Source organism: Actinosynnema sp. CS-041913 (assembly GCF_050942485.1).
Taxonomy (GTDB): Bacteria; Actinomycetota; Actinomycetes; order Mycobacteriales; family Pseudonocardiaceae; genus Actinosynnema.
The window spans coordinates 2,026,961-2,053,901 of sequence record NZ_CP192037.1 but is presented as its reverse complement, the minus strand read 5'-3'; the positions used below and the strand labels follow the sequence as shown (position 1 = coordinate 2,053,901).

25 protein-coding genes are annotated in these 26,941 nt (G+C 71.9%); 9 read left to right on the top strand and 16 right to left on the bottom strand.

Annotated elements, in window-relative coordinates; genetic code table 11:
• Positions 1-6 precede the first annotated feature (6 nt).
• Positions 7-1,170: a DUF1015 family protein gene (locus ACQPZF_RS10215; protein ID WP_433270594.1), complete on the bottom strand. Its 1,164-nt coding sequence runs from the start codon at positions 1,168-1,170 to the stop codon at positions 7-9.
• A gap of 18 nt (positions 1,171-1,188) precedes the next feature.
• Here ACQPZF_RS10215 and ACQPZF_RS10210 point away from each other — a divergent pair, with 18 nt between their 5' ends.
• The 5 genes from ACQPZF_RS10210 (at position 1,189) to ACQPZF_RS10190 (ending at position 5,396) form a co-directional block, all read left to right on the top strand.
• Complete coding sequence (locus tag ACQPZF_RS10210; protein WP_433270592.1) at positions 1,189-1,668, top strand: cation:proton antiporter regulatory subunit; 480 nt, start codon at positions 1,189-1,191, stop codon at positions 1,666-1,668.
• A 5-nt stretch (positions 1,669-1,673) separates the two neighbouring features.
• Positions 1,674-2,855 carry a cation:proton antiporter gene (locus ACQPZF_RS10205; protein ID WP_433270590.1) on the top strand — a complete coding sequence of 394 codons (1,182 nt, stop codon included), beginning with the start codon at positions 1,674-1,676 and terminating at the stop codon, positions 2,853-2,855.
• 120 nt (positions 2,856-2,975) lie between these two features.
• Entirely contained in the window at positions 2,976-4,163 is a 1,188-nt protein-coding gene (locus ACQPZF_RS10200; RefSeq protein WP_433270588.1) for a S8 family serine peptidase, read from the top strand.
• Between the two features lie 18 nt (positions 4,164-4,181).
• Positions 4,182-4,412 carry a hypothetical protein gene (locus ACQPZF_RS10195; protein WP_433270587.1) on the top strand — a complete coding sequence of 77 codons (231 nt, stop codon included), beginning with the start codon at positions 4,182-4,184 and terminating at the stop codon, positions 4,410-4,412.
• A 102-nt stretch (positions 4,413-4,514) separates the two neighbouring features.
• On the top strand, positions 4,515-5,396 hold the full coding sequence (locus ACQPZF_RS10190) for a mechanosensitive ion channel family protein (RefSeq protein WP_433270585.1): 882 nt from the start codon (positions 4,515-4,517) through the stop codon (positions 5,394-5,396).
• 56 nt (positions 5,397-5,452) lie between these two features.
• On the opposite strand, the gene ACQPZF_RS10185 is transcribed toward ACQPZF_RS10190, so the two are convergent.
• Positions 5,453-5,794 carry a DUF6401 family natural product biosynthesis protein gene (locus ACQPZF_RS10185; RefSeq protein WP_433270583.1) on the bottom strand — a complete coding sequence of 114 codons (342 nt, stop codon included), beginning with the start codon at positions 5,792-5,794 and terminating at the stop codon, positions 5,453-5,455.
• Between the two features lie 79 nt (positions 5,795-5,873).
• Here ACQPZF_RS10185 and ACQPZF_RS10180 point away from each other — a divergent pair, with 79 nt between their 5' ends.
• Positions 5,874-6,326, top strand: coding sequence for a DUF6319 family protein (locus ACQPZF_RS10180; protein ID WP_433274514.1), 453 nt, complete (start codon positions 5,874-5,876; stop codon positions 6,324-6,326).
• 171 nt (positions 6,327-6,497) lie between these two features.
• On the opposite strand, the gene ACQPZF_RS10175 is transcribed toward ACQPZF_RS10180, so the two are convergent.
• A complete protein-coding gene (locus ACQPZF_RS10175; protein ID WP_433270581.1) occupies positions 6,498-7,454 on the bottom strand; it encodes a quinone oxidoreductase family protein in 957 nt (318 codons plus the stop codon).
• 5 nt (positions 7,455-7,459) lie between these two features.
• On the bottom strand, positions 7,460-8,242 hold the full coding sequence (locus ACQPZF_RS10170; RefSeq protein WP_433270579.1) for an SDR family oxidoreductase: 783 nt from the start codon (positions 8,240-8,242) through the stop codon (positions 7,460-7,462).
• Positions 8,243-8,399: 157 nt separating this feature from the next.
• Here ACQPZF_RS10170 and fabG point away from each other — a divergent pair, with 157 nt between their 5' ends.
• Positions 8,400-9,161, top strand: coding sequence for a 3-oxoacyl-ACP reductase FabG (fabG, locus tag ACQPZF_RS10165; protein ID WP_433270577.1), 762 nt, complete (start codon positions 8,400-8,402; stop codon positions 9,159-9,161).
• A gap of 2 nt (positions 9,162-9,163) precedes the next feature.
• On the top strand, positions 9,164-9,616 hold the full coding sequence (locus ACQPZF_RS10160) for a MaoC family dehydratase (protein ID WP_433270575.1): 453 nt from the start codon (positions 9,164-9,166) through the stop codon (positions 9,614-9,616).
• 51 nt (positions 9,617-9,667) lie between these two features.
• On the opposite strand, the gene ACQPZF_RS10155 is transcribed toward ACQPZF_RS10160, so the two are convergent.
• The 5 genes from ACQPZF_RS10155 to ACQPZF_RS10135 all read right to left on the bottom strand — a co-directional run bounded on the left by ACQPZF_RS10155 (position 9,668) and on the right by ACQPZF_RS10135 (position 14,496).
• Complete coding sequence (locus tag ACQPZF_RS10155; RefSeq protein ID WP_433270573.1) at positions 9,668-10,237, bottom strand: TetR/AcrR family transcriptional regulator; 570 nt, start codon at positions 10,235-10,237, stop codon at positions 9,668-9,670.
• A gap of 17 nt (positions 10,238-10,254) precedes the next feature.
• Positions 10,255-10,998 carry a hypothetical protein gene (locus ACQPZF_RS10150; RefSeq protein WP_433270571.1) on the bottom strand — a complete coding sequence of 248 codons (744 nt, stop codon included), beginning with the start codon at positions 10,996-10,998 and terminating at the stop codon, positions 10,255-10,257.
• Positions 10,985-12,436, bottom strand: coding sequence for a substrate-binding domain-containing protein (locus ACQPZF_RS10145; protein WP_433270569.1), 1,452 nt, complete (start codon positions 12,434-12,436; stop codon positions 10,985-10,987). Before ACQPZF_RS10145 ends, ACQPZF_RS10150 begins: the two co-directional genes overlap by 14 nt.
• Positions 12,433-13,617 (bottom strand): hypothetical protein, encoded by a 1,185-nt coding sequence (locus tag ACQPZF_RS10140; protein WP_433270567.1) that lies wholly within the window; start codon positions 13,615-13,617, stop codon positions 12,433-12,435. Before ACQPZF_RS10140 ends, ACQPZF_RS10145 begins: the two co-directional genes overlap by 4 nt.
• Positions 13,618-13,734: 117 nt before the next feature.
• Positions 13,735-14,496 carry an SDR family NAD(P)-dependent oxidoreductase gene (locus ACQPZF_RS10135; protein ID WP_433270566.1) on the bottom strand — a complete coding sequence of 254 codons (762 nt, stop codon included), beginning with the start codon at positions 14,494-14,496 and terminating at the stop codon, positions 13,735-13,737.
• Between the two features lie 185 nt (positions 14,497-14,681).
• Between ACQPZF_RS10135 and ACQPZF_RS10130 the strand changes: the two genes are divergently transcribed.
• On the top strand, positions 14,682-15,293 hold the full coding sequence (locus ACQPZF_RS10130) for a TetR/AcrR family transcriptional regulator (RefSeq protein ID WP_433270564.1): 612 nt from the start codon (positions 14,682-14,684) through the stop codon (positions 15,291-15,293).
• A gap of 24 nt (positions 15,294-15,317) precedes the next feature.
• Here ACQPZF_RS10130 and ACQPZF_RS10125 read toward each other — a convergent pair whose 3' ends face one another.
• The 7 genes from ACQPZF_RS10125 to ACQPZF_RS10095 form a co-directional block, all read right to left on the bottom strand.
• Complete coding sequence (locus tag ACQPZF_RS10125; RefSeq protein WP_433270562.1) at positions 15,318-15,683, bottom strand: effector-associated constant component EACC1; 366 nt, start codon at positions 15,681-15,683, stop codon at positions 15,318-15,320.
• 11 nt (positions 15,684-15,694) lie between these two features.
• Entirely contained in the window at positions 15,695-20,005 is a 4,311-nt protein-coding gene (locus tag ACQPZF_RS10120; protein ID WP_433270560.1) for a caspase, EACC1-associated type, read from the bottom strand.
• A 102-nt stretch (positions 20,006-20,107) separates the two neighbouring features.
• Positions 20,108-20,380 carry a GlsB/YeaQ/YmgE family stress response membrane protein gene (locus tag ACQPZF_RS10115; RefSeq protein ID WP_433270558.1) on the bottom strand — a complete coding sequence of 91 codons (273 nt, stop codon included), beginning with the start codon at positions 20,378-20,380 and terminating at the stop codon, positions 20,108-20,110.
• A 15-nt stretch (positions 20,381-20,395) separates the two neighbouring features.
• Positions 20,396-21,328 (bottom strand): sporulation protein, encoded by a 933-nt coding sequence (locus ACQPZF_RS10110; RefSeq protein ID WP_433274512.1) that lies wholly within the window; start codon positions 21,326-21,328, stop codon positions 20,396-20,398.
• A 642-nt stretch (positions 21,329-21,970) separates the two neighbouring features.
• Positions 21,971-24,289 carry an accessory Sec system translocase SecA2 gene (gene secA2 / locus ACQPZF_RS10105; RefSeq protein ID WP_433270556.1) on the bottom strand — a complete coding sequence of 773 codons (2,319 nt, stop codon included), beginning with the start codon at positions 24,287-24,289 and terminating at the stop codon, positions 21,971-21,973.
• A 189-nt stretch (positions 24,290-24,478) separates the two neighbouring features.
• Positions 24,479-24,745: a hypothetical protein gene (locus ACQPZF_RS10100; protein ID WP_433270554.1), complete on the bottom strand. Its 267-nt coding sequence runs from the start codon at positions 24,743-24,745 to the stop codon at positions 24,479-24,481.
• A 341-nt stretch (positions 24,746-25,086) separates the two neighbouring features.
• Positions 25,087-26,937, bottom strand: a complete 1,851-nt coding sequence (locus ACQPZF_RS10095) for a helix-turn-helix domain-containing protein (protein WP_433270552.1) — start codon at positions 26,935-26,937, stop codon at positions 25,087-25,089.
• Positions 26,938-26,941: the final 4 nt, after the last annotated feature.

Below are 26,941 nucleotides of genomic sequence, written 5' to 3'. Positions count from 1 at the left end.
CCGGAGTCAGGGCCGGTCCAGATCGGCCAGCAGGAGGCCGCTGCGCGGCTTGGGCGTGAAGTACGTGCTCTTGCGCGGCATCCGGCCACCCGCCGCGTGCACGGCCAGCACGTCGGCCACCGGCACCGGCGCGATCAGCAGCAGGGCGTCCGCGTCCAGCGGCACGCCGTTGGTCACCGGCCGCACGTGCGGGCTCTCCGGGTCCAGGCCCAGCGCCCGCTCCAGCAGTTCGGCCTCGACGAACGCGTGGTCGACGCCGGACGACGGCAGCTCCACCCGCAGCGCCCGCGCGCCCGCCACGGCGACCACCACGCCGGGCGACGGCCGGACCGACACGTCGACGGCGTCCACCCGCAGGCCGATGCCGCGCCAGGCGGCGGCCAGTTCGTCCACCGTCAGGCCGGTGCCGACCAGGGCCCGGTGGATCGGGCCGACCCGCAGGTCCGGGCCGGCCGCGACGAGCGCCAGCAGCCCGGTCAGGCCGGCCGCCGCAGCCGCCGCCACCCGGTGGTTGCCGTCCGCGACCATCAGCGGGTGCGCGCCGGCGGCGGCCAGCAGCGCGTCCTGGCGGTGGCCGGGGCCGACCAGCCACAGCCAGTGCCGCCGCCCGCTCGGGTCGACCATCGACACGGCGGGCTCGTCGTCCACCTCCGCCACCAGCCTGGTCAGCTCGGACGGCTCGGCGACGCCCCGGCCGGGACGCCGGGTGGGCCACGCGAGGTGGTCCGCGGGCACCGGCACCAGCAGGGCGGCGCTGGTCACGCAGCCCAGCCCGGCCAGCACGCGGGCGCGTTCGGCCACCACGTCCGGGTAGACCTCCTCGGTGTGCCCGACCGCCGCCGGGTCGGCCAGGCACAGCAGCCCGTACGCCGTGCCGTCCGGGCCGTCCACCCGGTAGGGCGCGACGACGTCCGACACCGGCCGGTACGCCGTGCGGCACAGGACGGTCAGTTCGGCCCGTGCCTTCGGTAACGCGTCCAGCAGGCTCAGCCCCGCGGCCAGCGCGGACGGCGTGCGGTGCGGGTGCTGCACCGCCAGCAGAGTCCCGTTCCGGGTGGCGGCCAGCGCCTCCACGACCCGCTCGGGCTCGGCGAACTCGTCCACGTCCGGCCCCGGCACCCGGTCCCGGACCACCCAGCCGCTGCGCACGGCCCGTACCCGAACAGTCATGTTGATTATCATGCAGTCATGAACGTCGAGGTCACGCCCTTGCCTGGAATCGGCACCCGCCAGGACTTCATGATTCGCGCGGGCAGGCGGATCGGGGTGATCACGTACCGCGACGGCAAGTTCGAGCTGATCGTGTCCAGCAAGGAGGACCCGGACGACTGCTCGGCGTCGATCCCGCTCACGCCGGCCGAGGCGGGCACGCTGGCGGGCCTGCTCGGCTCGCCGCAGCTCGTCGCGCACCTGGAGGAGCAGCACCGCGAGGTGGCGGGCATCTCCACCCGGCAGTTCCCGATCGTCCCCGGCTCCACGTTCGACGGCCGCACGCTGGGCGCGACCGAGCTGCGCACCCGCACCGGCGCGTCCATCGTGGCCGTGGTGCGCGCGGGCTCCGTGCACCCGTCGCCGCGCCCGGACTTCACGTTCGACGGCGGCGACCTGGTGGTCGTGGTGGGCACCGCGGACGGCCTGGCCCGGACAGCCGACATCCTGGGCGGCTGAAGCTCTTGCACAACACCGCGATCGCCCTGATCCAGCTCGGCGCAGTCTTCTTCGGCCTCGGCCTGCTCGGAAAGATGGCGTGGCGGATCGGCATCTCGCCGATCCCGCTCTACCTGATCGGCGGCCTGGCCTTCGGGCAAGGCGGGCTCATCCCCCTGCACGGCATCGAGGACTTCTCGCACATCTCCAGCGAGATCGGCGTGATCCTGCTGCTGCTCCTGCTCGGGCTGGAGTACTCGGCCGCCGAGCTGGTGACCGGCCTCAAGAAGTCCTGGACGGCCGGCGTGGTCGACATCGTGCTCAACGCCGCGCCCGGCGCGATCGCCGCGCTCGTCCTCGGCTGGGGTCCGGTGGGCGCGCTGGCGATGGCGGGCGTCACCTACATCTCGTCGTCCGGGATCATCGCGAAGGTCCTGGGCGACCTGGGCCGGCTGGGCAACCGGGAGACGCCGGTGGTGCTGTCCGTGCTGGTCTTCGAGGACCTCGCGATGGCGGTCTACCTGCCGATCCTGACCGCCGTGCTGGCGGGCGTGAGCTTCCTGGGCGGGCTGAGCGCGGTCGGCATCTCGCTCGCCGCGATCACCGTGGTGCTGGTCATCGCGCTGAAGTTCGGCCGGTACGTGTCGGCCCTGGTGGACAGCCCCGAGCCCGAGGTGTTCCTGCTCAAGCTGCTCGGCGCGGCGCTGCTGGTGGCCGGCGTCGCCTCGCAGCTCCAGGTGTCGGCGGCGGTGGGCGCTTTCCTGCTCGGCATCGCGATCTCCGGGTCGACCGCGGAAAACGCGACCCGGATGCTCGAACCGCTGCGCGACCTGTTCGCGGCGATGTTCTTCGTCGTGTTCGGGTTGAACACCGATCCCGCGTCCATTCCCCCTGTGCTGGCATTGGCCGTGGCGCTCGCGGCGGTCACGACGGCGACCAAGGTCGCCACCGGGTGGTGGGCCGCGCAACGGCAGGGCATCGGGAAATTGGGCCGGGCGCGGGCGGGCGCGGCACTCGTCGCGCGCGGCGAGTTCTCCATCGTCATCGCGAGCCTCACGGTGGCCTCCGGCGCGGTGGACGGGCAGCTCGCGGCCCTGGCCACGGCCTACGTGCTGCTGATGGCGGTGCTCGGACCGGTGGCCGCAAGAATCGTGGAACCGCTCGCGAAAATAGCCCGAAAGCGTGGTGCGGAACCGGCCACCGCCTGATTTGTATCTCGGCGCGGCATCAATTCCTCAGTACTGGCATACGAACCACGTTTGGCCGCTTGAGCACGAGCGTCCGCCGGGGTTACACCTGACTGCCGCCCAACCCCGAAGGGGGTCGTCATGCCAGAGCAAACCGACACCACGACCGGTCGCTACCTCGTTCTCCTGGAGGACAACTCGGTCGCGGCCGGCTCGCGTGAAATGAGCCGCGTCGCCGGGATCAACGCCGCCAGCTCCCTGGAATCCGTCACCACGGAGGTGCTGGAGTCGTCCGACGGCGTGATCTTCCACGACCTCGGCATCGCCGTGGTCAACGCTGCTCCCGACCAGGTCAGCGCGTTGGCGCGGGCCGCGGACGAGCCCGGCCCGATCTCCGTGGTCGAGCCGGAGCGGATCGTGCAGGCGCTCGCCGCGCCCGCCCACCAGGAGGCCGGCTCCACCGTCGTGGACGAGAGCGTGTTCACCTGGGGCCTCCAGGCCGTGGGCGCGACGCTCTGCTCCTCGTCCGGCGCGGGCGTCCGCCTCGCCGTCCTGGACACCGGCTTCACCGTCGACCACCCGGACTTCGCCGGGCGCACGGTGCTGACCAACTCGTTCATCAAGGGCGAGACCGTGGACGACGCGCACGGCCACGGCACGCACTGCATCGGCTCGGCCGCGGGCCCTCGCAAGCCCGTTTCCGGCGGCCCCGGCTACGGCGTCGCCTACGAGGCGGAGATCTACGCGGGCAAGGTGCTGTCCAACGCGGGGTTCGGCGCGGACGGCGGCATCCTCAACGGCATCGCGTGGGCGGTGGCCAACGGCTGCGCCGTCGTGTCGATGTCGCTGGGCGCGGCGGTCCAGCCGGGCACGCCGTACTCGCAGATCTTCGAGCAGGCCGCGCAGCGCGCGCTGGCCAGGAACACGCTGATCATCGCGGCGGCGGGCAACGAGAGCAAGCGGCCGGGCAAGGTGGCGCCGGTCGGCCACCCCGCGAACTGCCCGTCGATCATGTCCGTGGGCGCGGTCGACGACCAGCGCGGCACCGCGTTCTTCTCCTGCGGGACGGTGGACACCGTCGGCCAGGTCGACCTGACCGGCCCCGGCGTCAACATCTACTCCAGTTGGAACGGCAAGACCGCCGAGACCCTACACAAGCGCATCCAGGGCACCAGCATGGCGACGCCGCACGTCGCGGGCCTCGCCGCGCTGCTCGCCCAGCAGTACAACGCGCGCGGCTGGGAACTGTGGGCGCGCCTGATGCAGTCCGCCCGCCGGCTGGGGTTGCCTTCGACGGATGTCGGGGCAGGATTGGTGCAGGCTCCCTAACCCCTCCCGGAGGCGCCCGTGGACAAGGTCGTGGTCTCGGTCGCCGACGAGAGCCTGTCCGACCTGACCGCCGTGGTCGCGGACCTGCGGGAGGCCGGGCTGGTGGTGGACGACGTGCTGGAGGCGCTGGGCATGGTCACGGGATCGGTCGCCCCGGAGGCGATCCGGTCGCTGAAGGCCGTGCCCGGCGTCGCCGACGTGGAACGGCAGCGGGTGGTGCACTTACCGCCGGGGTCCTCCACCGCGTGAACCAGGCGAATCCGACGCCGAAGGTTTGACGTGGGAGGTTTGGCAGGGCCACTCGGGGTAACCGGTGCGTGAGACGTACCACTCCCCCGAGGAGGTCGAACGATGAATGCCCTGCTCGCCGTGCAGACGGCGCAGGCTCAAGGCATCGGTGAGGCGACCGGCGACGCCTTGCGCTCCGTGGTGACATTCCTGCCCAAGCTCGTCGGGTTCCTCGTCGTGCTGCTCATCGGGTGGATCGTGGCCCGGGTGCTGCGCACGGCGGTGCGCAAGGTGCTGGAGAGGGTGCACTTCGACCGCGCGGTGCAGCGCGGAGGTCTCAGCGACGCCATGGCGCGCTCGAAGTTCGACGCGTCCGGGCTGGTCTCGCAGATCGTCTACTACGGCATCCTGCTGATCGCGTTGCAGATCGCGTTCGGGCTGTTCGGGTCGAACCCGGTGAGCAACCTGCTGACCGAGATCGTGGCCTGGCTGCCGCGCGCGATCGTCGCCATCGTGATCATCGTGGTCGCCGCCGCCATCGCCCGTGCCGTGCGCGACCTGGCCGGCCGTGCGATGAGCGGCCTGTCCTACGGCCGCACGGTCGCCAACGTGGCGTCCTGGTTCATCATCGGGCTCGGCGTCATCGCCGCGCTGAACCAGATCGGCGTCGCCACCACCGTCACCCTGCCGATCCTGATCACCATCCTGGCGACCGTGGGCGGTATCGCCGTCGTCGGCGTCGGCGGTGGTCTGGTCAAGCCGATGCAGCAGCGCTGGGAGGGCTGGCTGACGCGCGCCGAGAACGAGGTGCCGCAGGCCAAGGCCCAGGCCGAGGCGTACCAGCGGGGCCGCGAGGACGTGCGGCGGACCCAGGAAGCGCCGACCCAGCAGGTGCCCCGGGTGCACGCGGACACCCCGGCGCACGCCGCCACCATGCCAACTCCGCCGGTCGGGAACCCGGTTCAGCCCCAACCGAATCCCGGCCAACGCCCGCCGCAGCAGTAGTACTTGGCGGGACGGGGGCGGCGGCGACTCGGAAGCCGTCGCCCCCTCTTTCGCTCCTACGCCTCCAGCGCGGGCTCGTCGGCGCAGCGGGCCAGCGAGCACACCGCCGCGAGTCTGAGCGTCGTCCAGTCCGCGTGCGGCCACTCCACGACCGGCGGCAGGCTCCAGCCGTGCGCCGCCGCCTCGTCCAGCACGCCCTTCGCGTAGCCCGCCAGCACGACCACCGCGGCCGCCGCCACCGCGGGCGTGCCGTACGCCAGGATGTCCCGCACCGCCGCCGCGTGCTGGTCGACCGCCGCGAGGACGCCCACGGGCGCCAGGGCCGCTGTTGCCATTCCGATTTCGCCACCGAGCCGGTCCAGGAACCGGCGGGCGGACAAGTCCCGCCATCCGCTCACAAGGCCGACACCCTACGCTGTGCGGGGCGAACGACCCACCATCGAACACGTGTTCTATGATCTCGCCGGGTCGAGCCGGATGGCAGAGAGGAACGAGAACGTGCAGGCGGACACGCTCGTGGAGCAGGAAGACCAGGTGGACGCCGTGGCGCCCGCCGCACCCGTGCAGCAGGAGGAGCAGCCTGCCGCGCCGCAGCAGCAGGAGGAAGCGCCCGCGGCCAAGCCCGCGAAGCCCCGGGCCGCCAAGAGCACGGCCAAGAAGACCCGCACGGTCGAGCTGACGCTGACCGTGACCGGCACCGCCGACGGCGAGTGGCAGGCCGACCTGGTGCACGGCACCAAGCGGGTCGTGCAGGGCCTCGTCATCTCCGCGGCTGCCGTGTCGAAGGCGGCCAAGGAACTGCACGAGGACATCGCCGGCGGCATCGACGAGGTCATCGAGGCCGCGCGGGCCCAGCACCGCACCCGCATGGAAGAGCTGGAGGCCGAGCTGGCGAAGGTCAAGGCCGCGCTGGCCGAACTGAGCGACTGACACGGCGAGGGGCCGCCCGGTCCGACCGACCCGGCGGTCCCTTCCCTCATCACGCGGCGGCACCTCCGTAACGCGGCAGCGTCTTCGCCTGCCCCGCGACCGGCCCTTGGTCACCGCGCTCGGCCCTGGTCACCGCGCTCGGCGCTCGGGTCACCGCGCTCGGCCCCCAGGTCACCGTGACGGGTCCAGCACCAGCTTCCCGGTCGTCCGGCGCGACCGCAGGTCCTCGTGCGCCCGCCGGACCTCGGACAGTCCGTACTCGCCACCCGCGACGGCCCGCAGCTCCCCGGCTCCGACCAGCTCGAACAGCTCGGCCATGGCCCGGTGCACGACCCGTCCGGGCAGCTTGAACGCGTGCGGCAGCCACATCCCCGCGATGGCCGTGGAGTGCGTCAGCAGCGCGCCCGGGTCGACCGGCGTCGGCCGTTCGCGGCTCGCCATCCCGTAGAACGCGAGCCGCCCGAACGGCGCAAGCGCCGCCACGCTCTGGTCGGTCACCCGGCCACCGGTCATGTCCAGCACGATGTCGACCCGCCGCCCGCCGTTGGCCTCCCGCAGGGCGCCGGTCATGTCCTCGGCGGTCGAGTCGACCGCGACGTCGGCCCCCAGCTCCAGGGCGAGCCGGCGCTTCTCCTCGCTGCTGGCGGTGGCGATGACCCGACCCGCGCCCCACTTCTTGGCGAGCTGCACGGCGATCGACCCGACCCCGCCGGCGGCGGCGTGCACGACGACGCTCTCCCCCGGCTCCAGGTGCGTGCTCCGGCGCAGCAGCAACCACGCCGTCGCACCCTGCACGACCATGCTGAGCGCGGTCAGGTCGTCCACCCCGTCCGGCAGGTCGAAGGCGGTCGCCTCGGACACGACGGCCTTCTGCGCGTACCCGCCGGAGTCCGTGAGGGCGACCACGCGACGGCCGTCCGGCGTGCGCCCGGCGACCTCGCCGCCGGGCACCATCGGCAACTGCATCTTCGCCAGGTAGGAGTTCTCCGCCTGGTGCGTGTCGGCGTAGTTCAACCCGGCCCGGCTGACCTCCACGAGCAGCTCGCCCGGACCCGCCACCGGGTCGGGCAGCTCGACCTCGGCCAGCACCTCGGGTCCGCCGAATTCGGTGATCTGGATGGCACGCAAGGGTTTCAACCTTCCTGGGACGGGTCGTGCAGGTCGACGCGCCCGCCCCGGCCGGTACGCGGGCCGGGCGGGTTGGGGAACTTGAACGGCTCACTCGGCCGACCCGCCTGCACGTACCAGCATTCACCGGACTGGCCGGCGCGCAACACGGCGAGGTAGGCGTCCACGACGTCGTTCACGGTCAGGATGGGCATCCCGGACGCCTCCAGGAAGGATGTGAAGCCGGCGATGATCGCCGTGTCGGCGAACGAGGGGCAGACCGCGTTGACCGTGACGCCGTCAGCGGCGAGGACGGGCCCCAACGCACGCACCAACGCCACGACGGCGGCCTTGTTGGCCCCGTAGACCGGGTCGAGCGGCATCGCCATGAGCCCGGCCATGCTCGCCGTCGCGATGATGTGCCCGCCGCGCTTCTTCAACTCCGGCAGGGCGGCGTGCACGCCGTACACGACACCGTCGAGGTTGACGCCCATGACGTCGCGGTAGCGCTCGGGGTCGAAGTCGTCGCCCAACCCGAACCCGGTGGCGATCCCGGCGTTCAACACCACGACGTCCAACCCGCCGAACACCCGGACCGCCTCGGCGACCGCCGCGTCACTCTGCCGGGAATCCCGCACGTCACACCGGACGAACAGGCCACCGACGTCGTCCGCCACGACCGAGCCGCGCCCGGCGTCCACATCGGCGACGACGACCCGCGCCCCGAGCCCGGCAAGCCGCCGGACCACCCCTTCACCGATTCCGTTGGCGCCCCCGGTGACCAGTGCGACCTTGCCCTCGAACTCCACCCGCGCCTCCCTGGGCAGCGACCGCCGGCCAACATTCCGACCAGTCGGTATGGTCCGTTGCGGTCGCCATGGTCGTCCGGCCCGGAGGCTGGCGTCAAGCCGTGCGGCCCGGTAGTTTCTAAGCGCTTGCTTAGCCCCGCTCTCCGAGGAGGACTCCGTGGCCGACACCGACGCCCGGGTAGCCATCGTCACCGGCGCCGCACGCGGCATCGGCGCTGCCGTGGCGACGCGGCTGGCACAGGACGGCTTCGCCGTGGCCCTGCTGGACCTGACCGAGGAGAGCTGCGCGGAGGCCGTGGACCGGATCAGGGCCGCCGGCGGGACGGCCGTCGCGGTGGGCGTGGACGTGAGCGACAGCAAGGCGGTCGACACGGCGGTCCAACGGGTGGCGGAGGAACTGGGCGCGCCGACCGTGCTGGTGAACAACGCGGGCATCCTGCGGGACAACCTGTTGTTCAAGATGACCGACGAGGACTGGGACGCGGTGATGAACGTGCACCTGCGCGGCACGTTCCTGATGAGCCGGGCGGTGCAGAAGTTCCAGACGGAGGCCAAGTGGGGCCGCATCGTCAACCTGTCCAGCACCAGCGCGCTGGGCAACCGGGGCCAGGCGAACTACGCGGCGGCCAAGGCGGGCATCCAGGGTTTCACGAAGACCCTGGCGATCGAACTGGGCAAGTTCGGCGTGACCGTGAACGCCATCGCGCCGGGCTTCATCGCGACCGACATGACCGCCGCGACCGCAGCGCGTGTCGGCGTGGACTTCGAGGACTTCAAGAAGGGCGTGGCGGCGACCATCCCGGTAGGCCGGATCGGGCAGCCGGAGGACATCGCGCACACGGCGTCATTCCTGGTCAGCGACGGCGCGGGCTTCGTGTCCGGTCAGGTCGTCTACGTCGCCGGCGGACCGAAGGACTAGCCATGAGGACTTTCGCGAACCTGGAAGAACTGGCGGCGGCGAAGGGCGAACACCTCGGCCACGGCACGTGGCACGAGGTGACACAGGAAGAGATCAACCTCTTCGCCGACGCCACCGGCGACCACCAGTGGATCCACGTGGACCTGGAGAAGGCCAAGGCGGGCCCGTTCGGCGCTCCCGTGGCGCACGGCTACCTGACCCTGTCCCTGATACCGCTACTGGTCCGCGACATCTACACCGTGCAGGGCTTGAAGATGGGCGTGAACTACGGCCTGAACAAGGTCCGCTTCCCCAGCCCGGTGACGGTCGGGTCGAGGGTGAGGGCAGGCGCGGAATTGACCGACATCACCGACCTGCCACCGGGCAAGCAGGCGGTGGTCAAGGTGACGGTCGAAATCGAGAACAACCCGAAACCGGCCTGCGTAGCGGAAACCGTCGTACTACTAGTGCCCTGACACAAACTCCCCAGCACTCGGTGAGAACAGCCGCGACCAGCAGCCAAAACCTCAAGGCCGCAACGAAGCCAACAGCAGATCCGCGTAATACCGGGCCACCTGCTTGGCCGTCAACGACCCGGAAGCGCGATACCAAGCCCCCAAATGGTGAACCGTGCCAAAGAAATAGTGCACAGTCAGATCAGCAGGCACATCAGCCCGAAAAACCCCATCCGCCTGCCCCTCCTCCACCAACGACCGAAACCGCTCGTGATACCGCCGCCGCTCAGCCCGCATGGCCCGCCGCTGATCTTCGGCCAACTGGTCAGCAGACCGGAAATAGACCTTGGCCTGGTCGAAGTTCTCAACAGAAGTGACGACGACATCCAGCGCAGCGGCGTGCAGGCGTTCCGCCACGGGCGCGGAGCCGGCGGCGAAGCGTTCCAGCCGCTCGGTCTGCATGCGCAACAGGCTGCCGTAGATCTCGTGCAGCAGGTCGTCCTTGGACCCGAAGTAGTGGTACATCGCGCCTTTGGTGACGCCGGCCAGGTCGACGATCTCCTGCACCGCCACCCGGTCGAAGCCCTTGTCGGCGAACAACCTCGTCGCGGCCTCGATCAGCCGCTCCGGCACTGTGCCCATGCGGAGCAGCTTAAACGTCACTGGAACATGGCGATCGGCCGAACGACCAGTTCCCGCGACGCGGGACGCCACGCCTGCACCCGCCCGAGGCAGGTCGCGTCGAACGGCACGTCGCCCACGCTGGGGTCCAGACCGTCGGCCTGGCACTCGACGCGCACCCGCACCCCGTCCGAGCCGACCGCCGCGGTGAACACCGCGATGTCCGAGGACGACGAGGAGTCCTCCTCCAGCTTGAACTCGCCCTTCACCGACACGTACGACTTGAGTTTCCGGAGCGTCACCTCCGAAACGCCGTGCGCCACCCGTTCCAGCGCCGCGTTGCGCACCACGGTCTGCTCCACGAGGTCGACGTGCACGACGCTCCCCGCCGCCTCCAGCGCGTCGATCAGCACACCCACCACGGTGATCGGCTCGTACCGCTCCAGGTAGGTCTTGACCACTTCCCGGCCGGACGACACGCCCGCGCTCACGTCGGGCAGGCCGGGCAGCGCGATCTTGCCGTCCTTCGTCACGCCGACCCGGTCGGTGACCTCCTTGACCAGCGCGTCGCCGAACCCGCCCACCTGGTACAGGTCCATCACGTTCTTCGCGTTCAGGTACAGCGTCAGCCCCGGCACCTCCCGCGTCGGGGCGAACCGCCGCCGGGCCCGCCAAGCGAAGAACAGCACCCCCGAGGCCACCACCACCGCGACCGCGGTCACCACCCACACGACCGCCCACGGCCACCACACGGACCACCACAACGCCCTATCGACACCCACGGATTTCCTTCACCGCCTCCGCCAAAGCCCCTTCGGCCGCGTCGACCACCCGTCCGCCGGACACGTCCGCCACCCTCGCCAACTCGACCGGATCGGCCTCGCCGAACCGCACCGCGTAGGTCGGCGCGGCGGGTTTCGGCCAGGCCGCCAGGAATTCCTCCACACCGACGCCGGCGTTGTTCTCGCCGTCGGTCATCAGCACCACCGTGCCGTCGCCGGCCTCGCGGTAGGCGTGGTCGAGGGCCGACCAGATCGCGGTGCCGTCCCGCAAGTCGTTGGCAGCCAACAGGTCCCGCAGCGCGTCCACGTCGGCCGGACCCCTGATCGTCACCGTGTGCGAGGCCAGCACCTCGCCCGCGAACCGCACCACGGTGACCGTCTCGCCCAGGTGGAACCGGTCGAACCCGCTCAACGCCGCGAACGCCGACCGGAGCCCTTCGATCCGCGCGCCCGCCATGGAGGTGGAGTAGTCGAGCACGAACACCACCCGGCTCCCCTTCCCGGCACGGTCGTACGCGGCCAGCAGCGAGTCCACGACCTGTTGTGTGCCGGGGAAGTACAACGCGGTGCCCAACGGAGTCCGCAGCGGATCGGTCCGCGGCAGCCTGGGATCGACCGGACGCCGGAAGGTGCGTTCCATCAGCGCCCGCTGGGCGGGTTCGGCGCCCAGCCAGGCCACCACCCGGTCGTACGCGGCCCGCTTCTCCGGCTTCAGCAGCATCAGCGGGTAGTCCGCCAGCACGATCCCGTCGCGCGGGTAGACCACCTCCAACGGCTCCCGCAACCGGCCGGAGGCGTTGAGGGACAACACCGTCGACTCGTAGGTGAGCACGGCGTCCACCTCGTCCTGCCGCCGCACGTAGTCCTCGGCCACGTCCTCGGCGGACGACACCACCGCCCGGCCGACCAGGAATCCCTGGAGCTTGTCGCACCGCACGTCCTCGGTCCGCAACGCCGCCCCGGTGCCCGCGGCGGCCGTCGCCACCCCGATCAACGCCGCCAGACCGCTCCCGGTGGCCCGCGGATCGGCCATCAGGTACTTCAGCCCGCCGGAACCGGCCAGCGCGGCGATGTCCGCCCACGACGCCTGCCCGCCCCGCAGCGCCGCCGCTTTGCCCGCCTTCACGCCGATCACCAACGGGGACAGCATCATGCTGGTGGCCAGCGGCAGGTCGCCGCCGCGCAGCTTCAGGTACCGGGCGGACGACAGCCACGCCAGGTCGTGCCCCGTCCCCCGGGCGACGTCCTCGCTGGCCCGCACGGTGCCGCGGTAGTCCGGCTTCAGCTCCACCCCGGTCTCCCGGCGCAGGTCCGCCAGCACCGGGCCGAGGTCGGCGAGTTCGGAGCTGGCCAGCACGGTCAGCGTCGTCGGGCCCGGCCCCGCCGTGCAGCCGACGAGCGCGCCCGCCAGGACGACCAGCGCCACGAGGACCCTCACGTGCAGCCACCGACCTCCACGATCATCTTGTCGAACAGGTGCCGCGGCGGCAGCCAGGCCTCGGTGTCGCCGAGCCCGCTGGTCGGGGTCGGCAGGCCGCGCCGCTTGAGGTGGGCGGACAGTTCGCTGTCGTCGAACGAGCCGCCGCTGCCGAAGACGCGGAACCCCAGCTCCAGCGCGCGCCGCCGCAGGTCGGGGTTCTTGGTGACCAGTTCGCCCACCCGGCTGCCGGCCGGGGTGAACGCGAGCAGCTCGGGCACGGTCTCGTGCTGCGCGTCCGGGTACAGCAGCACGCGTTCCCGGTCGGGCCGCCCGGTGCGGTCCAGTTCGCCGAACTGGTGGGCCAGGTACTGGTGCTCGTAGATGACCACCACCGGCGCGAACGTCCGGCCCTCGGGCGCGTGGTACTTCGGCGCGAGTTCTTCGCCGTACTGGCCCTCGATGGCGAACAGCGGCTTGATCTCGCGCGCCAGCCGGAGCGCGGTCTCCTCGTCCGCCGGGATCTGGTTGCCGTTGTGCGCGAACGCCACCATCCCGAGGTAGGTGGAGCCGGAGTAGGTGCGGCACGGGTCCGGGGTCTGGGCGATCACCCGGTTGTTGTTCCCCAGCCGGGTGTTGTCCTTGCGCTCCAACTGGCTCCAGAACGTGCCGGCGCGGACGACCTCGATCAGCTTCGGCACGGACAGGTGGTAGTAGAGGCCGTCACCGCCGTCCTGCTCCGTGACGACCTCCGCGCCCTCCAGCGCTTCCGCGTAGTCCCGGTAGGTGGCGAGCACGATCGGCGTGAAGAACGGCTTGTACGGGTTGGTGGGCTTGCCCTCGCGCCGTCGGTACACCAGTTCCGCCATCGACTGGCCGGACGGGAACACGAAGTCGAACGTGTCCAGGTCGTCCCGGTGCACGATGTCCCGCGACCCGACTGGCGTGACCTGCACCTGGATCCGGTTGGCCATCAGGATGCGGCGCACCTCGTCGTCCTGGAAGAAGTCCCGCTTGGAGGCGAGCATCCCGCGCACCACCAGGATCTCCTGCGCCGGCAACGCCACCGTGCCGGACGCGAACAACGCGAACACGCCCGCCAGCGCGGTGGCCGCGGCGATGCCGAACGGCAGGAGGAAGCGTTTGCGGCGGAAGATGGACCTGGGCGGGTCGACAACGGTGAAACCCGGCTCTTGGATCACGAAATCCCCCGTGTGAGCGTGGCTCTACCCACGGTATGTCGTTTGTCCTGTACGCCGGGTTACACATCGATCCGCCGCCGACCGGTTGCCCCGTGCCGACTTCCGGGGTCACGCGGGTCAACCGCCGATGGTCGCTCCGCCGTCCACCACGAAGGTCGCGCCGGTGGTGTAGCCGCCTGCCGCCGAAGCGAGGAACACCACCGCGGCGGCCAGTTCCTCGGGATCGCCCACCCGGCCCATCGGCAGTCGCGCGATGTGCGATTCCAGGTAGCCCTCCGGGTACTGGTCGGTCATTTCGGAGGCGAAGTAGCCGGGCGCGATCGCGTTGACCCGGATGCCCTTGCGCCCGGTCCACTGCCGCGCCAGGTCGCGCGTCAACCCGAGCACACCGGCCTTCGACGCCGAGTACGCGGCCTGCGGCAGCCCGGCCGACACGATGCCCAGCACGCTGGAGACGTTGACGATGGACCCGCCGCCGGTCATCACCGCCGCGGCGGCCTGCGCCATCCAGTACGCGCCGTTGAGGTTGACGTCGATGACCCGGCGGAACTGCTCGGGCGTCTCGCGCGACGCGGGCACGGCCGATGCCACGCCCGCGTTGTTCACCAGCACGCCGACCGTGCCGAACTCGGCGGCGGCACGTGCGACCTCGCGGCAGTCGTCGGGCTGCGCCACGTCCGCCCGCACGACGAGCGCCCGCCGGCCCGCTGCGGTCACCAGCGCGGCGGTGTCCTCCAGCCGGTCCACCCGCCGCGCGGCAAGCACCACGTCCGCGCCCGCTTCCGCCAGGCCCTTGGCGAACGCCACACCGAGGCCGGAGGACGCGCCGGTGACGATCGCGACCTGCCCGTCGAGCCGGAACCTGTCCAGGATTCCCATTGTCAGCTCAGCCTTCCCGAGGATCGTCGTGCCCGGAGCCGCGGGCCGGGTCGTCGTCTGGACGTCCGCGCTCCGTTACTCGGCCTTCACGGCGCGGTGCGTGCTTGCCCATACTAAGCGGTTGCTTAGACCCTAAGCGTGTGCTTAGCGTGCGGTAGGCTGACCGTCCTTGTCAAGGAGGCTCGATGACCACCGCGCACGAGTTCGAGCCGCTCGACCGGACGTGGCGCGACGTCTCCCCACCGGCCGCGCGCCGGATGCTGGTCGCCGCCGCCGCCGCGTTCGCCGGGCGCGGCTACCACGCCACCACGACCCGGGACATCGCGGCGCAGGCCGGCATGAGCCCGGCGGCGGTCTACATCCACTACCGGTCCAAAGAGGACCTGCTGTTCCAGATCTCCCGGATCGGCCACGCGTCCTCGCTGGCGGTGCTCACCTCCGTCACCGGCACCGACCCGGCGGCGCGGATGGCGGCGGCGGTGTCGGCGTTCGCCTCGTGGCACGCCGAGCACCACACGACGGCGCGCGTGGTGCAGTACGAGCTGGGCGCGCTGACCCCGCCGCACCTGACCGAGGTCGTGGAGCTGCGGCGGCGGATCGAGGCGGCCGTGCGCGGGATGGTCGAGGACGGTGTCGCGGCGGGCGTGTTCGAGGTGCCCGACGTGCGCGGGGCGACGCTGGCGGTGCTGTCGCTGTGCATCGACGTGGCGCGCTGGTACCAGCCGGGCGGACGCCGCACCCCGGCCGACATCGGCTCCCTCTACGCCGACCTGGTGCTGCGCATGCTCGGCGCCTGACGGTCCGGCGGCACGTCCACGACGTCAGTCCTTGCGCTCCAGCGCGGCGACGGTCTCCGTGACCAGGTCGCGCACCGCCGCCGGGTCCAGGTCGCGGATGCGGTGCGCGGTCAGTTCCACCGTCGCCTTGCCCTTGGTGACCTTGACCTTCACGGTGCCCCGCCGGTGCCGCAGCCACACCAGCACCGCGCCCGTCAGCACGGTCAGCGCGCCGCCGGGGGCCAGCGCGACCTCCACCGCCTCGACCACCGGCCCGAGCGTGCCCGGCGCGGGCGGGCGCTGGCGCAGGCGGACGCGGCCACGCAGCTCCGACTCCCCGGACAGCGCGCGGTGCAGGCCGCGCAGGTCGTCCGCGCCCGCCGGCTCTTCCACCGTCAGCACCAAATCCATCCGATCGCCTCTCATTCCGGGCAGGATGCCCTGCGCGGCACGTCCGGGAGGACCTGGGACCACTCCTGGTCCGTGACCCTCGTGTTGGCGGTGGCGCAGACCAGTTCGGCCACCTGATCCGCGTCGGTGTGCCATAGCTGCGCGGTGCGGTCCCACGAGCCGGTGGCGAGCAGGCCCTCGCCGAACGCCACCGCGTACACCGTGCCGCCGTGGCCGACGAGGGTCGCCGTGACGCGGGGCTGCCGCACGTCGGCGATGTCCCACACCTTCGCCGTCCGGTCGTCCGACGCGGTGGCCAGCGTCTTGCCGTCCGGCCCGAACGCCACCGCGTGCACCGGGGCGATGTGGCCTTCCAGCGTCGCCAGGTCGACCACCCGGCCGCTGTCGGACACGTCCGACAGCCGGGCCGTCTGGTCGACCGACACGGTCGCGAGCAGCGAGCCGTCCGGGCTGAACGCCACCCCGTTCACGGGCGCGTCGTGCCCGCCGATGGTGGACCGCAGGACGGGACGGCGGGGATCGGCGACGTCCCACAGCTTCGCGGTGCGGTCCTCCGACGCCGTCGCCACGGTCCGGCCGTCCGGGCTGAACGCCACCGCGAACAGGTAGCTGTCGTGGTCGACCAGCGTCCCCAGCGGCTCGGCCTGCCGCGGGTACCGCACGTTCCACAGCCGCGCCGTGCGGTCGCCGGAGGCGGTGACCACGATCGTGCCGTCGTGGTTGAACGCCGCGCCGTTCACGGTGTCGGTGTGCCCCTCCAGAGCGCCGAGGAACTCCGGTCTCGCCCGGTCCGCCACGTCCCACAGCCGGGCGGTGCGGTCGTCCGACGCGGTGACCAGCACCCGGCCGTCCGGGCTGAACGCCGCCGAGTTCACCATGTCGCCGTGCCCGACCAGTTCCGCGACCAACGCGGGGCGCCCCGGCGCGCTCACGTCCCACAACCGGGCCACGCCGTCCTCGGAGGTGGTTGCCAGCGTCCGGCGGTCCGGGCTGAACGCCACGTCCCGCACGGTGTTCCGGTGGCCGCTCAACGGCGGCAGCAGGGTCGCCGGGTGGCCAGGGTCGCCGACGTCCCACAGCTTCACCGTCCGGTCCACCGACGCCGTGGCCAGGGTGCGCCCGTCCCGGCCGAACGCCACCGCGTTGACCGCGTTCCCGTGGCCCGCGAGGTTCGCCACGGCCACCGGCCGGTCCGGGTTCCGGATGTCCCACAGCTTGGTGGTCTTGTCCGAGGACCCCGTCGCCACGATCGTGCCGTCCCCGCTGAACGCCACCCCGCGCACCGTGTCGCCGTGCCCGGTCAGCGTCGCCCGCAGCCGGGGAGCCGAGCGGTCGGCCACGTCCCAGAGCTTCGCGGTGCGGTCGTTGGACGCGGTCGCCATCAGCGTGCCGTCCCTGTTGAACGCCACCCCGCGCACCGTGTCGCCGTGACCGGGCACTGTGGACAGTTCCACCGGGTTCACCGGGTCCGCGACGTCCCACAGCTTGACCGTCCGGTCCGCCGACGTGGTGGCCAGCGTCGTCCCGCTGAACGCCACCCCGCGCACCGTGTGGGTGTGCCCGCGCAGCACCGCCACCGGGCGCGGCGGCTCCGACCGCACGTCCCACAGCCGCGCCGTGCCGTCGGCGGACCCCGTCGCCACCAGCGTCCCGTCCCCGTTGAACGCGACGCCGCGCACCGCGCCGGTGTGCTCGGCCAGCGTCGCGACCAGCTTCGGAGCACGGGGGTCGCGGGTGTCCCACAGCTTCGCGGTCCGGTCGTTGGACGCCGTCGCCACAGCACCGCCCCGGCCGCTCACCGCGACGTCGAACACGTACCCGCGGTGCCCGCTCAGCGTGCCGAGCAACCTCGGGTGCCGGCGGTCCGACTCGACGTCCCACAGCTTGCCGTCGAAGTCCTCGGAACCGGTCACCAGCACCCCGTTCGACGGGTCGAACGCCGCGCCGTCCACCGCGTACCCGTGCCCGGACACCACCACCGGGTTCGGGATGGTCACCGAGCTGAGCAGCGCGCTGCGCGCGTCGGCGGTCCGCGCCGTCCGGTACGCCGCGACACCGAGCTGCATGGCCAGCGTCGGGTCGGTGTGCCGGATGTCCGCCGAAGTGCGGGCGATCAGCAGGGACACCGCCGTGTTGCGGCTGGACTCCGCCGACTGCTGCTGCTCGGCGGCCACCCGCTGCTGACCCGTCGCGTACACCGCCGCCGACACGGCCAGCACCAGCATCACCGCGAGCACCGCCACCGCCGCGCGTTTGCGCCGCGACTCCACCCGCCGCCGCTGCCTGCTCGCGGTGAGGAACGCCGACGCCACCTCGCCCACCGGGTCGTGCGCCTGCCGTTCCCGCTGCCACGCGCTGACCTCGGCCAGCCGGTTGCTCCGGTACAGGAACTCGGGATCGCGGTCGTGCCGCCGCCAGTTCTCCGCCGCCTCGGCCAACTGCTGGCGCACCAGCAGCCCGGCGCGGTCGGCGGTGATCCAGCCGCGCAGCCTCGGCCACGCCCGCAACAACGCCTCGTGCGCGATCTCCACCGCGTCCTGGTCGACGTTGACCAACCTGGCGCGCACGAACGCGTCCAGCACCGCCTGGGCCCGTTCGTCGAGCACCAGCTCGGACTGCGGCACCCGCCGGCGCAGGTCGTCGGTGTCGCCGATGCGCACCAGCCGCAGCAGTAATCGCCTTGCCACGTCCCGGTTTTCCGGCTCCAACGAGTCGTAGACGGCGTCGGCGGTGCGCGCCACGGCCCGCTGGATGCCGCCGGTCTGCTGGTAGCCCGCGAGCGTCAGCCGCCGCCCTTCCCGCTCCTCCCACGTCTTGAGCAACGCGTGGGACAGCAGCGGCAACGCGCCCGGCCGGTCGCCCAGGTCCGTCAGCAGCCGTTCCACCAGACCGGATTCCAGCTCCAGACCGGCTTTGCGGGCGGGTTCGGCGATCACCTCGCGCAACTGCCCGGCGTTCAGCGGCGGCACCACCACCGGCCGGCCGAGCGCGGCCAGCAGCTCCGGGTAGCGCGCGCAGTGGCCGAAGAACCCGGCCCGCACCCCGAGCACGACCGACGTCCTGGCCTCGGACGCGCGGACCAGCGCCCGCACGTAGGCGAGCCGGGTGTCCTCGTCGGCCACGGCGGTGAACAGCTCCTCGAACTGGTCCACCACCAGCACGACCCGCTCGCCGCCCGCCCGCGCCTCGGCCCGCAGCCGCACCGCCAGCTCGTCCGGGTTGCCCCGCAGCGCCGCCCGCAGCTCGCCGACCGGGCCCTGGCCGCGATCGGCCAACCACAGCGCCAACGGCCCGAACGGGTCCGCGCCGGGCGTCACCACCCGGCACGCCCAGCCGGGCAGCCGTTCCACCGACGCCGCCAGGCCCGCGCGCAGCACCGACGACTTGCCCGCCCCGGACGGGCCGAGCACCAGCAGCGGGCCGTCGTCGCCGAGCCGTTCCACCAGATCGCGGGACAGCTCGTCCCGGCCGAAGAAGAACTCCGCGTCCTCCCGCCGGAAATAGGCCAGCCCCCGGTACGGGGCGCGGTGGTCGGTGGCCGGCGCGGGCGGTTCGGCGGCCGTCCGGGGCGGTCGCCACGCGGGGTTGGGCGCGATCCGCCACTGCGGCGCGCGGCCGGTCGCGTACCGGAGGGGACGCGGGTAGCCGCGCTCGGTGAGCCTGCTCGACAGCTCCTCGAAGACGTGGTCCAGGGTCAGCGTGCGCGGCCCGACCGGATCGCCCTCGTCCAGCAGCCGGATCAGCTCGCCGGAGAACGCGGTGTGCGGGCTGCCCGCCGGCGCCCACGCCGTCTCGTCCGCGCCGGCCGACGCCAACTGGTAGACGCCGTCCCGCGCCGACTCGGCCAGCGACCGGCGCACCGGGTCCACCCCGCCCGCGCGACCGGAGAAGCAGCAGTCCAGCACCAGCAGCACCGACCGCGCCGGGGACAGGTCGACCACGTCCCGCAGCTCGGCGTAGCGCAGCGCCCGGTGGTGCACCAGGCCGCGGGACGGGTCGTCGGTGGCGAACGTCGCCAGGTACAGCTCGTTGTCCGGGCCGACCACGCCGTGCCCGACGAAGTGCACCACCAGCACCTCGGTCGCCTCGGCGGTCACCGCGAGCAGCCGCTCGCCCAGCTCGCGCGGCCCCGGCGGGTCCAGCAGCACGGTCAGCCCGGCCTCGTCCAGCCCGCACCGCTCGGTGTAGACGCGGGCCAGGTCACGGGCGGTCGACTCGGCGGAGGGCACGTCCGGCAGGAGCGAACCGCTCACGTGCCGTGCGGTGGCCACCACGACCACCCTCGTGCCCTCGACCGCCAGCAGTTCCGAGGGATCGGCCACCACGGCGCTTCCCCCCTGTCCGCGCGAAGTCCGCCGACAGGATAGGGAAACACCGAAGGGTCTTCCAGCGTTTCGCCGGAAGACCCTTCGACTCCGCGGTCGCTAGCGGACCTGTTTCTTGCCGTAGAAGCCCGCCACGAGGCTCACGCCGACGGCTGCGATCACCACCTGGATGATGATCTCGATCCAGTCGATGCCCTTGGTGTCCTCCACGCCGAGCGCCTTGGCCAGGAACGTGCCCAGGAAGGCCGCCACGATGCCGACGAGGATCGTCAGCCAGATCGGGATGGCCTGCTTGCCCGGTGCGACGAGCTTGCCGAGGAGTCCGATGATGAGACCCACGATCAAAGCGCTGATCACGCCGCCGATGCCCACGATGCCTCCTGCGGGTTAGTCGCCTTCGAAGAAGTCCCCGACCTCGTCGAGGGCCTCGCCGATAATCATCCCACCGAACACGCCGGCCGCAGCCCCGGCGACGAGACCGCCGGCCCCGATTCCCCCGCCGCGGTGACCCCCGTGGTGACCCCCGTGCAGGCCGTGGCCGTGCGAAGATCGCCGTCCGGCGACCTGATCCATCCACTGGTGGAGGACCGCCGCCCAGTCCGTGCGGATCACCTCATCGTGCGACATGGCGAAGTGCCCGAACGAGTCACCGCCCTGCCGGAACAGCCCACCCCGGCGGTCCGCTTCCAGCACGACGTACAGGTGGTGGGGGTCGGCGACGAAGGTCAGCTCGATCTGGCTGATCTTGGCCAGGAACTGCTGCGGCGGCAGGAACTCGATCTCCTGGTAGAACGGCAGCTCCTGCGGCACGCCGTGGATGCGCCCCTGCTCGGAGTCCGCGCGGGTGAACCGGAAGCCCAGCGCGCCGAACGCGTTGAGCACGTGCTCCTGGGAGCGGAGCGGGTGCACGGCCACCGGGTCGAGGTCACCGGGGTCGACCGCGCCGCGCACCTCCAGCTCCGTGCGCAGGCCCATCGTCATGCCGCGCAGGGGCTGGCCGTGCACGACGGTGAGCGGGGTCTCCAGCGGCACCGGGAACTGGAACGGCAGGGCGAGCTGTTGGCCGGGGGCGACCTGGATGCGCTGCCCGGCGATGACGCGGGCGAACTCGACGTTGCGGTTGCGCTCGCTGTCGCCGCTCTCCACCTCGACGCGGGTGACCAGGGACAGCTTGACCTGGTCGATGTCGGCGGGGTGGTCGCCGCCGGCGATGCGCACCTCGCCGGTGAGCAGCTCGCCGGGGCGGACGTTCGGGTTGGTCAGGACGGTGTCCACGGAGGGACCGCCGACTCCGAACGCGCGCAACATCCTCTTGAACACCACGGTGGGTCCTCCTGAACGACTGTCCGGTTCACGTCCCGGGATCGGATTGTCCCAAGGACGCTGCACCTCGTGGATCGGTTCCCCCGGGGCGAACGCTAGGCGGATGTGGCGGGATGGGACGGCGGTCACATACTGAGCGGTCGCTCAGTCCTGGGCGCGGCTCTCCGCGCTGCTCGCGTCGCTCAGCCACACCGCTCGTCGCTCGTCGCTCGGCCGAGGTCGCCGCTCAACGGGCTGAGGTTCGACGGGTTGCGGGCCGAGGGGTCGACGCGTTGCCGGGATGAGGTTCGACGCGTTGCCGGCTGAGGCCGTGACTCATGGCGATGACCCAGGCGATGACCCTGGACAAGCTTGCGGCGGTCCCAGCGGTCCCGAAGGTCCCAGCGGACGTTGAGCCAGTTCATTGCAACCGCCCAAGCCCCGACCACAGAAGCTGCGCCTTCGACCCTGCCCCGCCAGACCTTGCCCCGCCGAACCCGGCCCGCACTCTCCCGCCGCGCCGCCTCCTTCATTCCCGGCAACGAAACGTGTAACTAGAAAGTGCCCGACAAACCCCGATCACCGCCGAGTTCACCCAATCAGGTGACCCAACCCCCACCATTTCCGCAGGTCGGCGAAAACGAAGCAATACGAAGCAAATCAGCGCCGGCGAACCAACTTGACAAGTCCCTTGAAAGTCTCCTCAAGTCCGGACGAGAACGGGTTGTCGTTGACCAGGTACGTCCACGTCGTGTTCGGCCGCTGCACGCCCGCCTCGGCCAGGTGCGCGCCCTCCGCGTCGATCTTCACCTTGGCGAACGTCTCCTCCGCCTCGTCCCACGCGTCCGCCACGATCTTGTGGTACGCCGGGATCGCCTCGCGGTGGAATTCGTCCAGCGGGTTCTGCCTGGCCAGGGCCCGCAGGTGGATGCCTTCCCGCAGGTCCGTCAGGAACGTCAGGTGGTCGCTCCACCGCTGGTCCAGGTGGTGCAGGGTGATCAGGCGCGCGGCCTTCACCAGGACGTCCTTCGGGAGGTCCGACAGTTCCTCGGCGCGTTCCGGGCGGCGCCTGGACAGTTCTTCCCACGCCGCCTCGGTCAGCAGGAGCTTGTCGCGGTGCTCCAGCATCAGGGTCCGCTGGTGTTCGATCAGCTTGTTGTACCGCCACGTGTTGCGGTGGATCTCCAGGTGCACGCCCTCGGCCACGCGTTGCGCGTGTTCGACCGTGTGCAGCGTCCCGGGGTCCGTCACGCGGCCGTCGTCGGAGACCTCGGCGGGCTCGTCGTGGTCCGGCACGTACTGCGCCACGAGGTCGTCCTGGAGCGACGAGAAGAACACCGACCCGCCGGGGTCGCCCTGGCGGCCCGCCCGCCCGCGCAGTTGGTCGTCCAGGCGGGACGACGAGTGCCGGCCGGTGCCGATCACGTACAGGCCGCCGAGTTCGGCGATGCGTTCGCGGTCGGTCGAGTCGTGGCCGCCGAGCCTGATGTCGGTGCCCCGGCCGGCCATCTGGGTCGACACGGTGATCCGCCGGTACGAGCCCGCGTCGGCGATGATGGCCGCTTCCTCGGCGTCGTTCTTCGCGTTGAGGACCACGCACTCCAGGCCGGCCTCGCCCAGTTTGCGGGACAGCCGCTCGGACTCGGCCACGTCCAGCGTGCCGACCAGGATCGGCCGGCCGGTCTCGTGGACCTCTTTGATCTCCGCGACGATCGCCGCTTCCTTCTGCTCCAGCGTCGTGTACAGGCGCGGCGCCTCGTCTTCGCGGACGCATTCCACGTTCGACGGGATGACCAGCACTTCGAGCTGGTAGAAGTCGCGCAACTGTTCGGCGACGGCGACCGCCGTGCCGGTCATGCCGCACACCGTCGGGTAGCGGCTGAGCAGCGCCTGGACGGTGATCGAGTCGAGCACCTCGCCGGAGTCGGTGGTCTGCACGGCCTCCTTGGCCTCGACCGCCGCCTGGAGGCCGTCCGGCCAGCGCTGGAGCTTCGCGATGCGGCCCCGGGTGTCGTTGATCAGGTGCACCTTGCCGTCGCGGACGATGTAGTCGACGTCGCGGTGCAGCAGGACCTGCGCGTGGAGGGCCACGTTGACCTTGCTCAGCGTGGTGGAGACGTGTTCGTCGGAGTACAGGTCGATGCCGCCGAGGGCGCGTTCGACCAGTTCGGAGCCCGCGCCGGTGAGGTAGACGTTGCGCTCTTCGTCGTCCACTTCGAAGTGCAGGTCGCGGCGCAGCCGCTTGACGAGGTCGGCCAGTGCCGGGTCGACGGCGGGGCCGGCGGTGGAGCCCGCCAGGACCAGGGGCACGCGGGCTTCGTCCACGAGGACCGAGTCGGCCTCGTCGACCAGCGCGACGCGCGGCGGCGGGACGATGCGCTCGGACTCGTCGACGGCGAGCCTGTCGCGCAGCACGTCGAACCCGATCTCGGACACCGACGCGTAGGTGACCTCGGCTTCGTACGCGCCGCGGCGTTCCTCGGGTTTGCTGCTCTGGCTGAGCCAGCCGACGGACACGCCGAGCAGTTCGTACAGCGGGCCCATCCACTCGGCGTCGCGTTGGGCGAGGTAGTCGTTGACCGACACGACGTGCACGTGGTCGCCGCGCAGCGCGAACCCGGCGGCGGCGATGGCGCCGGACAGGGTCTTGCCCTCGCCGGTGGCCATCTCCACGACGTGGCCTTCGAGCAGGCCCAGCGCGCCGAGGATCTGCACGTCGAAGGGACGCAGGCCGAGCGCGCGGTCGGCGGCCTCGCGGCCCAGCGCGCACACCTCGACCAGTTCGGCGCGGCCGAAGTCGGACTTCTCCCGGAGTCCGGCCGCCGCCTCGGTCAGCTCTGTGTCGCTGAGGGCGCTCACGCGGTCCGCCTGCTCGTTCACCTCGGCGAGCAGCTTGCGGTACGGCGTGAGGTCGGCGGAGCCGGGCTTCTGCGCGAACCGGCGCAGCGACTGCTTGAACCGTCCCAGGAGAGTGGTCACGGTCGGGCAACGTACGGCAAGAGCACAACGTTCCGCACGTCACCCGGTTGACTGTTCACGCTCGATCCCGGCGCGTGCCGAGGCCACGTCGCTGACCTGCGGGTATGTCGGGGTGCCTGCGGTTGACCTGCGGGGACGCCGGGCCGTGCCAAACGAGATGCGGGCTGGGTGCGGCCCCAGCCCGCTGCGCTACACGGCGGGGGCGGGCAGGTGGGTGTCTTCCACCGCGTCGGCCTGTCGGGGCAGGCCGGCCGGTCTGCCGAGCCGGGCCGCGACGGCCTGCTCGGTGAGCGCGCGGATCTCCGCCAGGATGTCGAGGTGTTCCTGGGAAGGGGGCGGGCCGACCAGGTTGGAATGGTTGAACGCGGTGCGTTCGGCGCGGTGCGCCAGGTTCTGGATGCGCCGGATCAGGTCCGATTCCCGGTCGAGGGGGTCAGAGCGCCGTTGCTCAGTCACCCCGGAAGCGTTCACCTCACGCCGGGTGAAGGTAAATCACCTGGGAGTGCGAACTTCGCTGCGTCATCTCAGCTACCCCCGCCCTCCACTGCAAAACGACCCCTTTGTGCTACTAAAGCATCCACCGACGGGCGAAATGCCACGCCGCACAGACATTGAGGTCCAGCACATAGGCTGCCTGTGCGTCGCATTGGTGGGGCGCGGCGCGCGGATCCACCGGTTGGCCGTGACCCATACCGGTGATGGTGTGGGTTTCCACCACAGGTGACCCGGTGTCGTCGCGGTACACCACATGGGGTAGCCCGCCTGGTCGACCTAGACGACCGTGGTGGGTCGAGCGGTCAGCCCAGGACTTTCCGCAGCCGCAACGCCAACTGCACCTCCAGCACGCGGTCCGGCGACTGCCAGTCGTCGCCGAGCAGGCACGCGACCCGGTCCAGCCGCTGCACCACCGTGTTCACGTGCACGTGCAGCTCGTCCTTGGCGCGGCTCAGGTTCGCGCCGCACGCGAAGTACGCGGTGACGGTCCGCACCAGCTCGGTGCCCCGGCTCGCGTCGTAGTCCAGCAGAGGGCCCAGGGTCGTCCGGACGTACCCGGCGACATCGGCCCGGTCGCCGAGCAGCACGCCGACGAAACCCAGGTCCGCCATCGTGCCGCCGACGCCACGCCGGTCCAGCAGCAGCAACGCGCGCAGGCACCGGGCGGCTTCGGCGTGCGCGGCGGCGACCTCGCCCGGTCCGACCGCCGGGCCGCCCGCGCCGACGGTCACCGGCAGGCCCGCCACCTTGCCCAACACCCGCGCCGCATCCCTTGCCGCGCAGGCGGGATCGTCACCCGGCAGCACCAGGACAACGTGCTCCCCGTGCACGCCCGCCAGCCCGCGGCGCGCGGACGCGTGGTGCGCGGCGGCGGCCGGCAGCCGGTCACGCGGGCCGTCGGCGACCAGCACCACGTGCCGCGCGGCCAGTTCCACGCCGACCCGGCGGGCACGGGCATTCAGCGCCGCCGGGTCCAGGTCGGGCGCGGTGAGCAGGTCGGTGATCAGCTCACCGCGCACCTTGTTCTCCGCTTCGGCGACGGTGCGGCGCAGCAGCAACAGCAGCGCGGTCACCACCGACGCCCGCTCGAACAGCCGGCGGTCCGCGTCCGCCAGGCCGGGGCGGTCGGTCAACGCGATGCTGCCGAGCAGCTCACGGCCCGCCAGCACCGCGCACACCCACGTGCCGTCGTGCGGGACGGCCCGGCCGCCGGCGCGGGACGCGGTGACCGCCGCCGGGGGCGCGAGCGTGTGCGCCGCGCCGATGCGGGCCAGTTCCACGCCTTCGCTGTCGTGCACGACGATCCCGCCGTCGAGCACCTTCGCCACCGCCGCCGCGACCTCCGGCACGTCCGCGCCGCGCAGCACCAGGTCGGTGAGCCGGTCGTGGGCGTCCTCGGCGCGGCGCATGGCCTCGTTGTGCGCGCGGATCGTCTCCCCCGCCGCGCGGGTCTCCTCCAGCAGGTGCGCGGTGTCCAACGCGATCGCCGCGTGGTCCGCCAGCGACGACAGCAGCGCCACCTCGTCCGGCGGGAACTGGCGGGGCGACCGGTTCGCCGCGTACAGGACGCCGATCACCCGGCGGCCCAGCTTCAGCGGCACGCCCAGGATCGCGACCAGACCCTCGTCGCGCACGGCGGAGTCGATGGTCCCGGTGTGGTGGAACCGGTCGTCGGCGAAGTAGTCGGCCGTCACGTACGGCCGGGCGGTCTGCGCGACCAGGCCGCCGAGCCCTTCGCCCATGCCGAGCCGGAGCTGTTGGAACCGCACGGAGATCGACCCGTCGGTCACCCGCATGTAGGTGCCGCGCTCCCCCGGCTCGTTCATGCTGAGGTAGGCGGTGTCGGCCCCGAGCAGCATCCGGGCCCGGCGCACGATGGACCGCAGCACCCCGTCCGTGTCGCGCACGCCCGCCAGGTCGCCCGCCGTGGCGAACAGGGCCTCCAGCTCGGCTTCCCGGCGGCGGTGGGCGGTGAGCGTGCGGCGGACCCGCAACGCCCACTCGGTGGCCCGGCCGACGCGGTCCAGCGCGTCGTCGCGGAGCCCGGCCGCCCGCGCGGCGGGGAGCACCCGCGCCAGCCGTTCGCCGCTCGCGTCGCCCGCCAGCAGGTCCAACAGCTCCAGCAGGTGCTCCGCCGCGTCCGCCTCGGTCATGCGG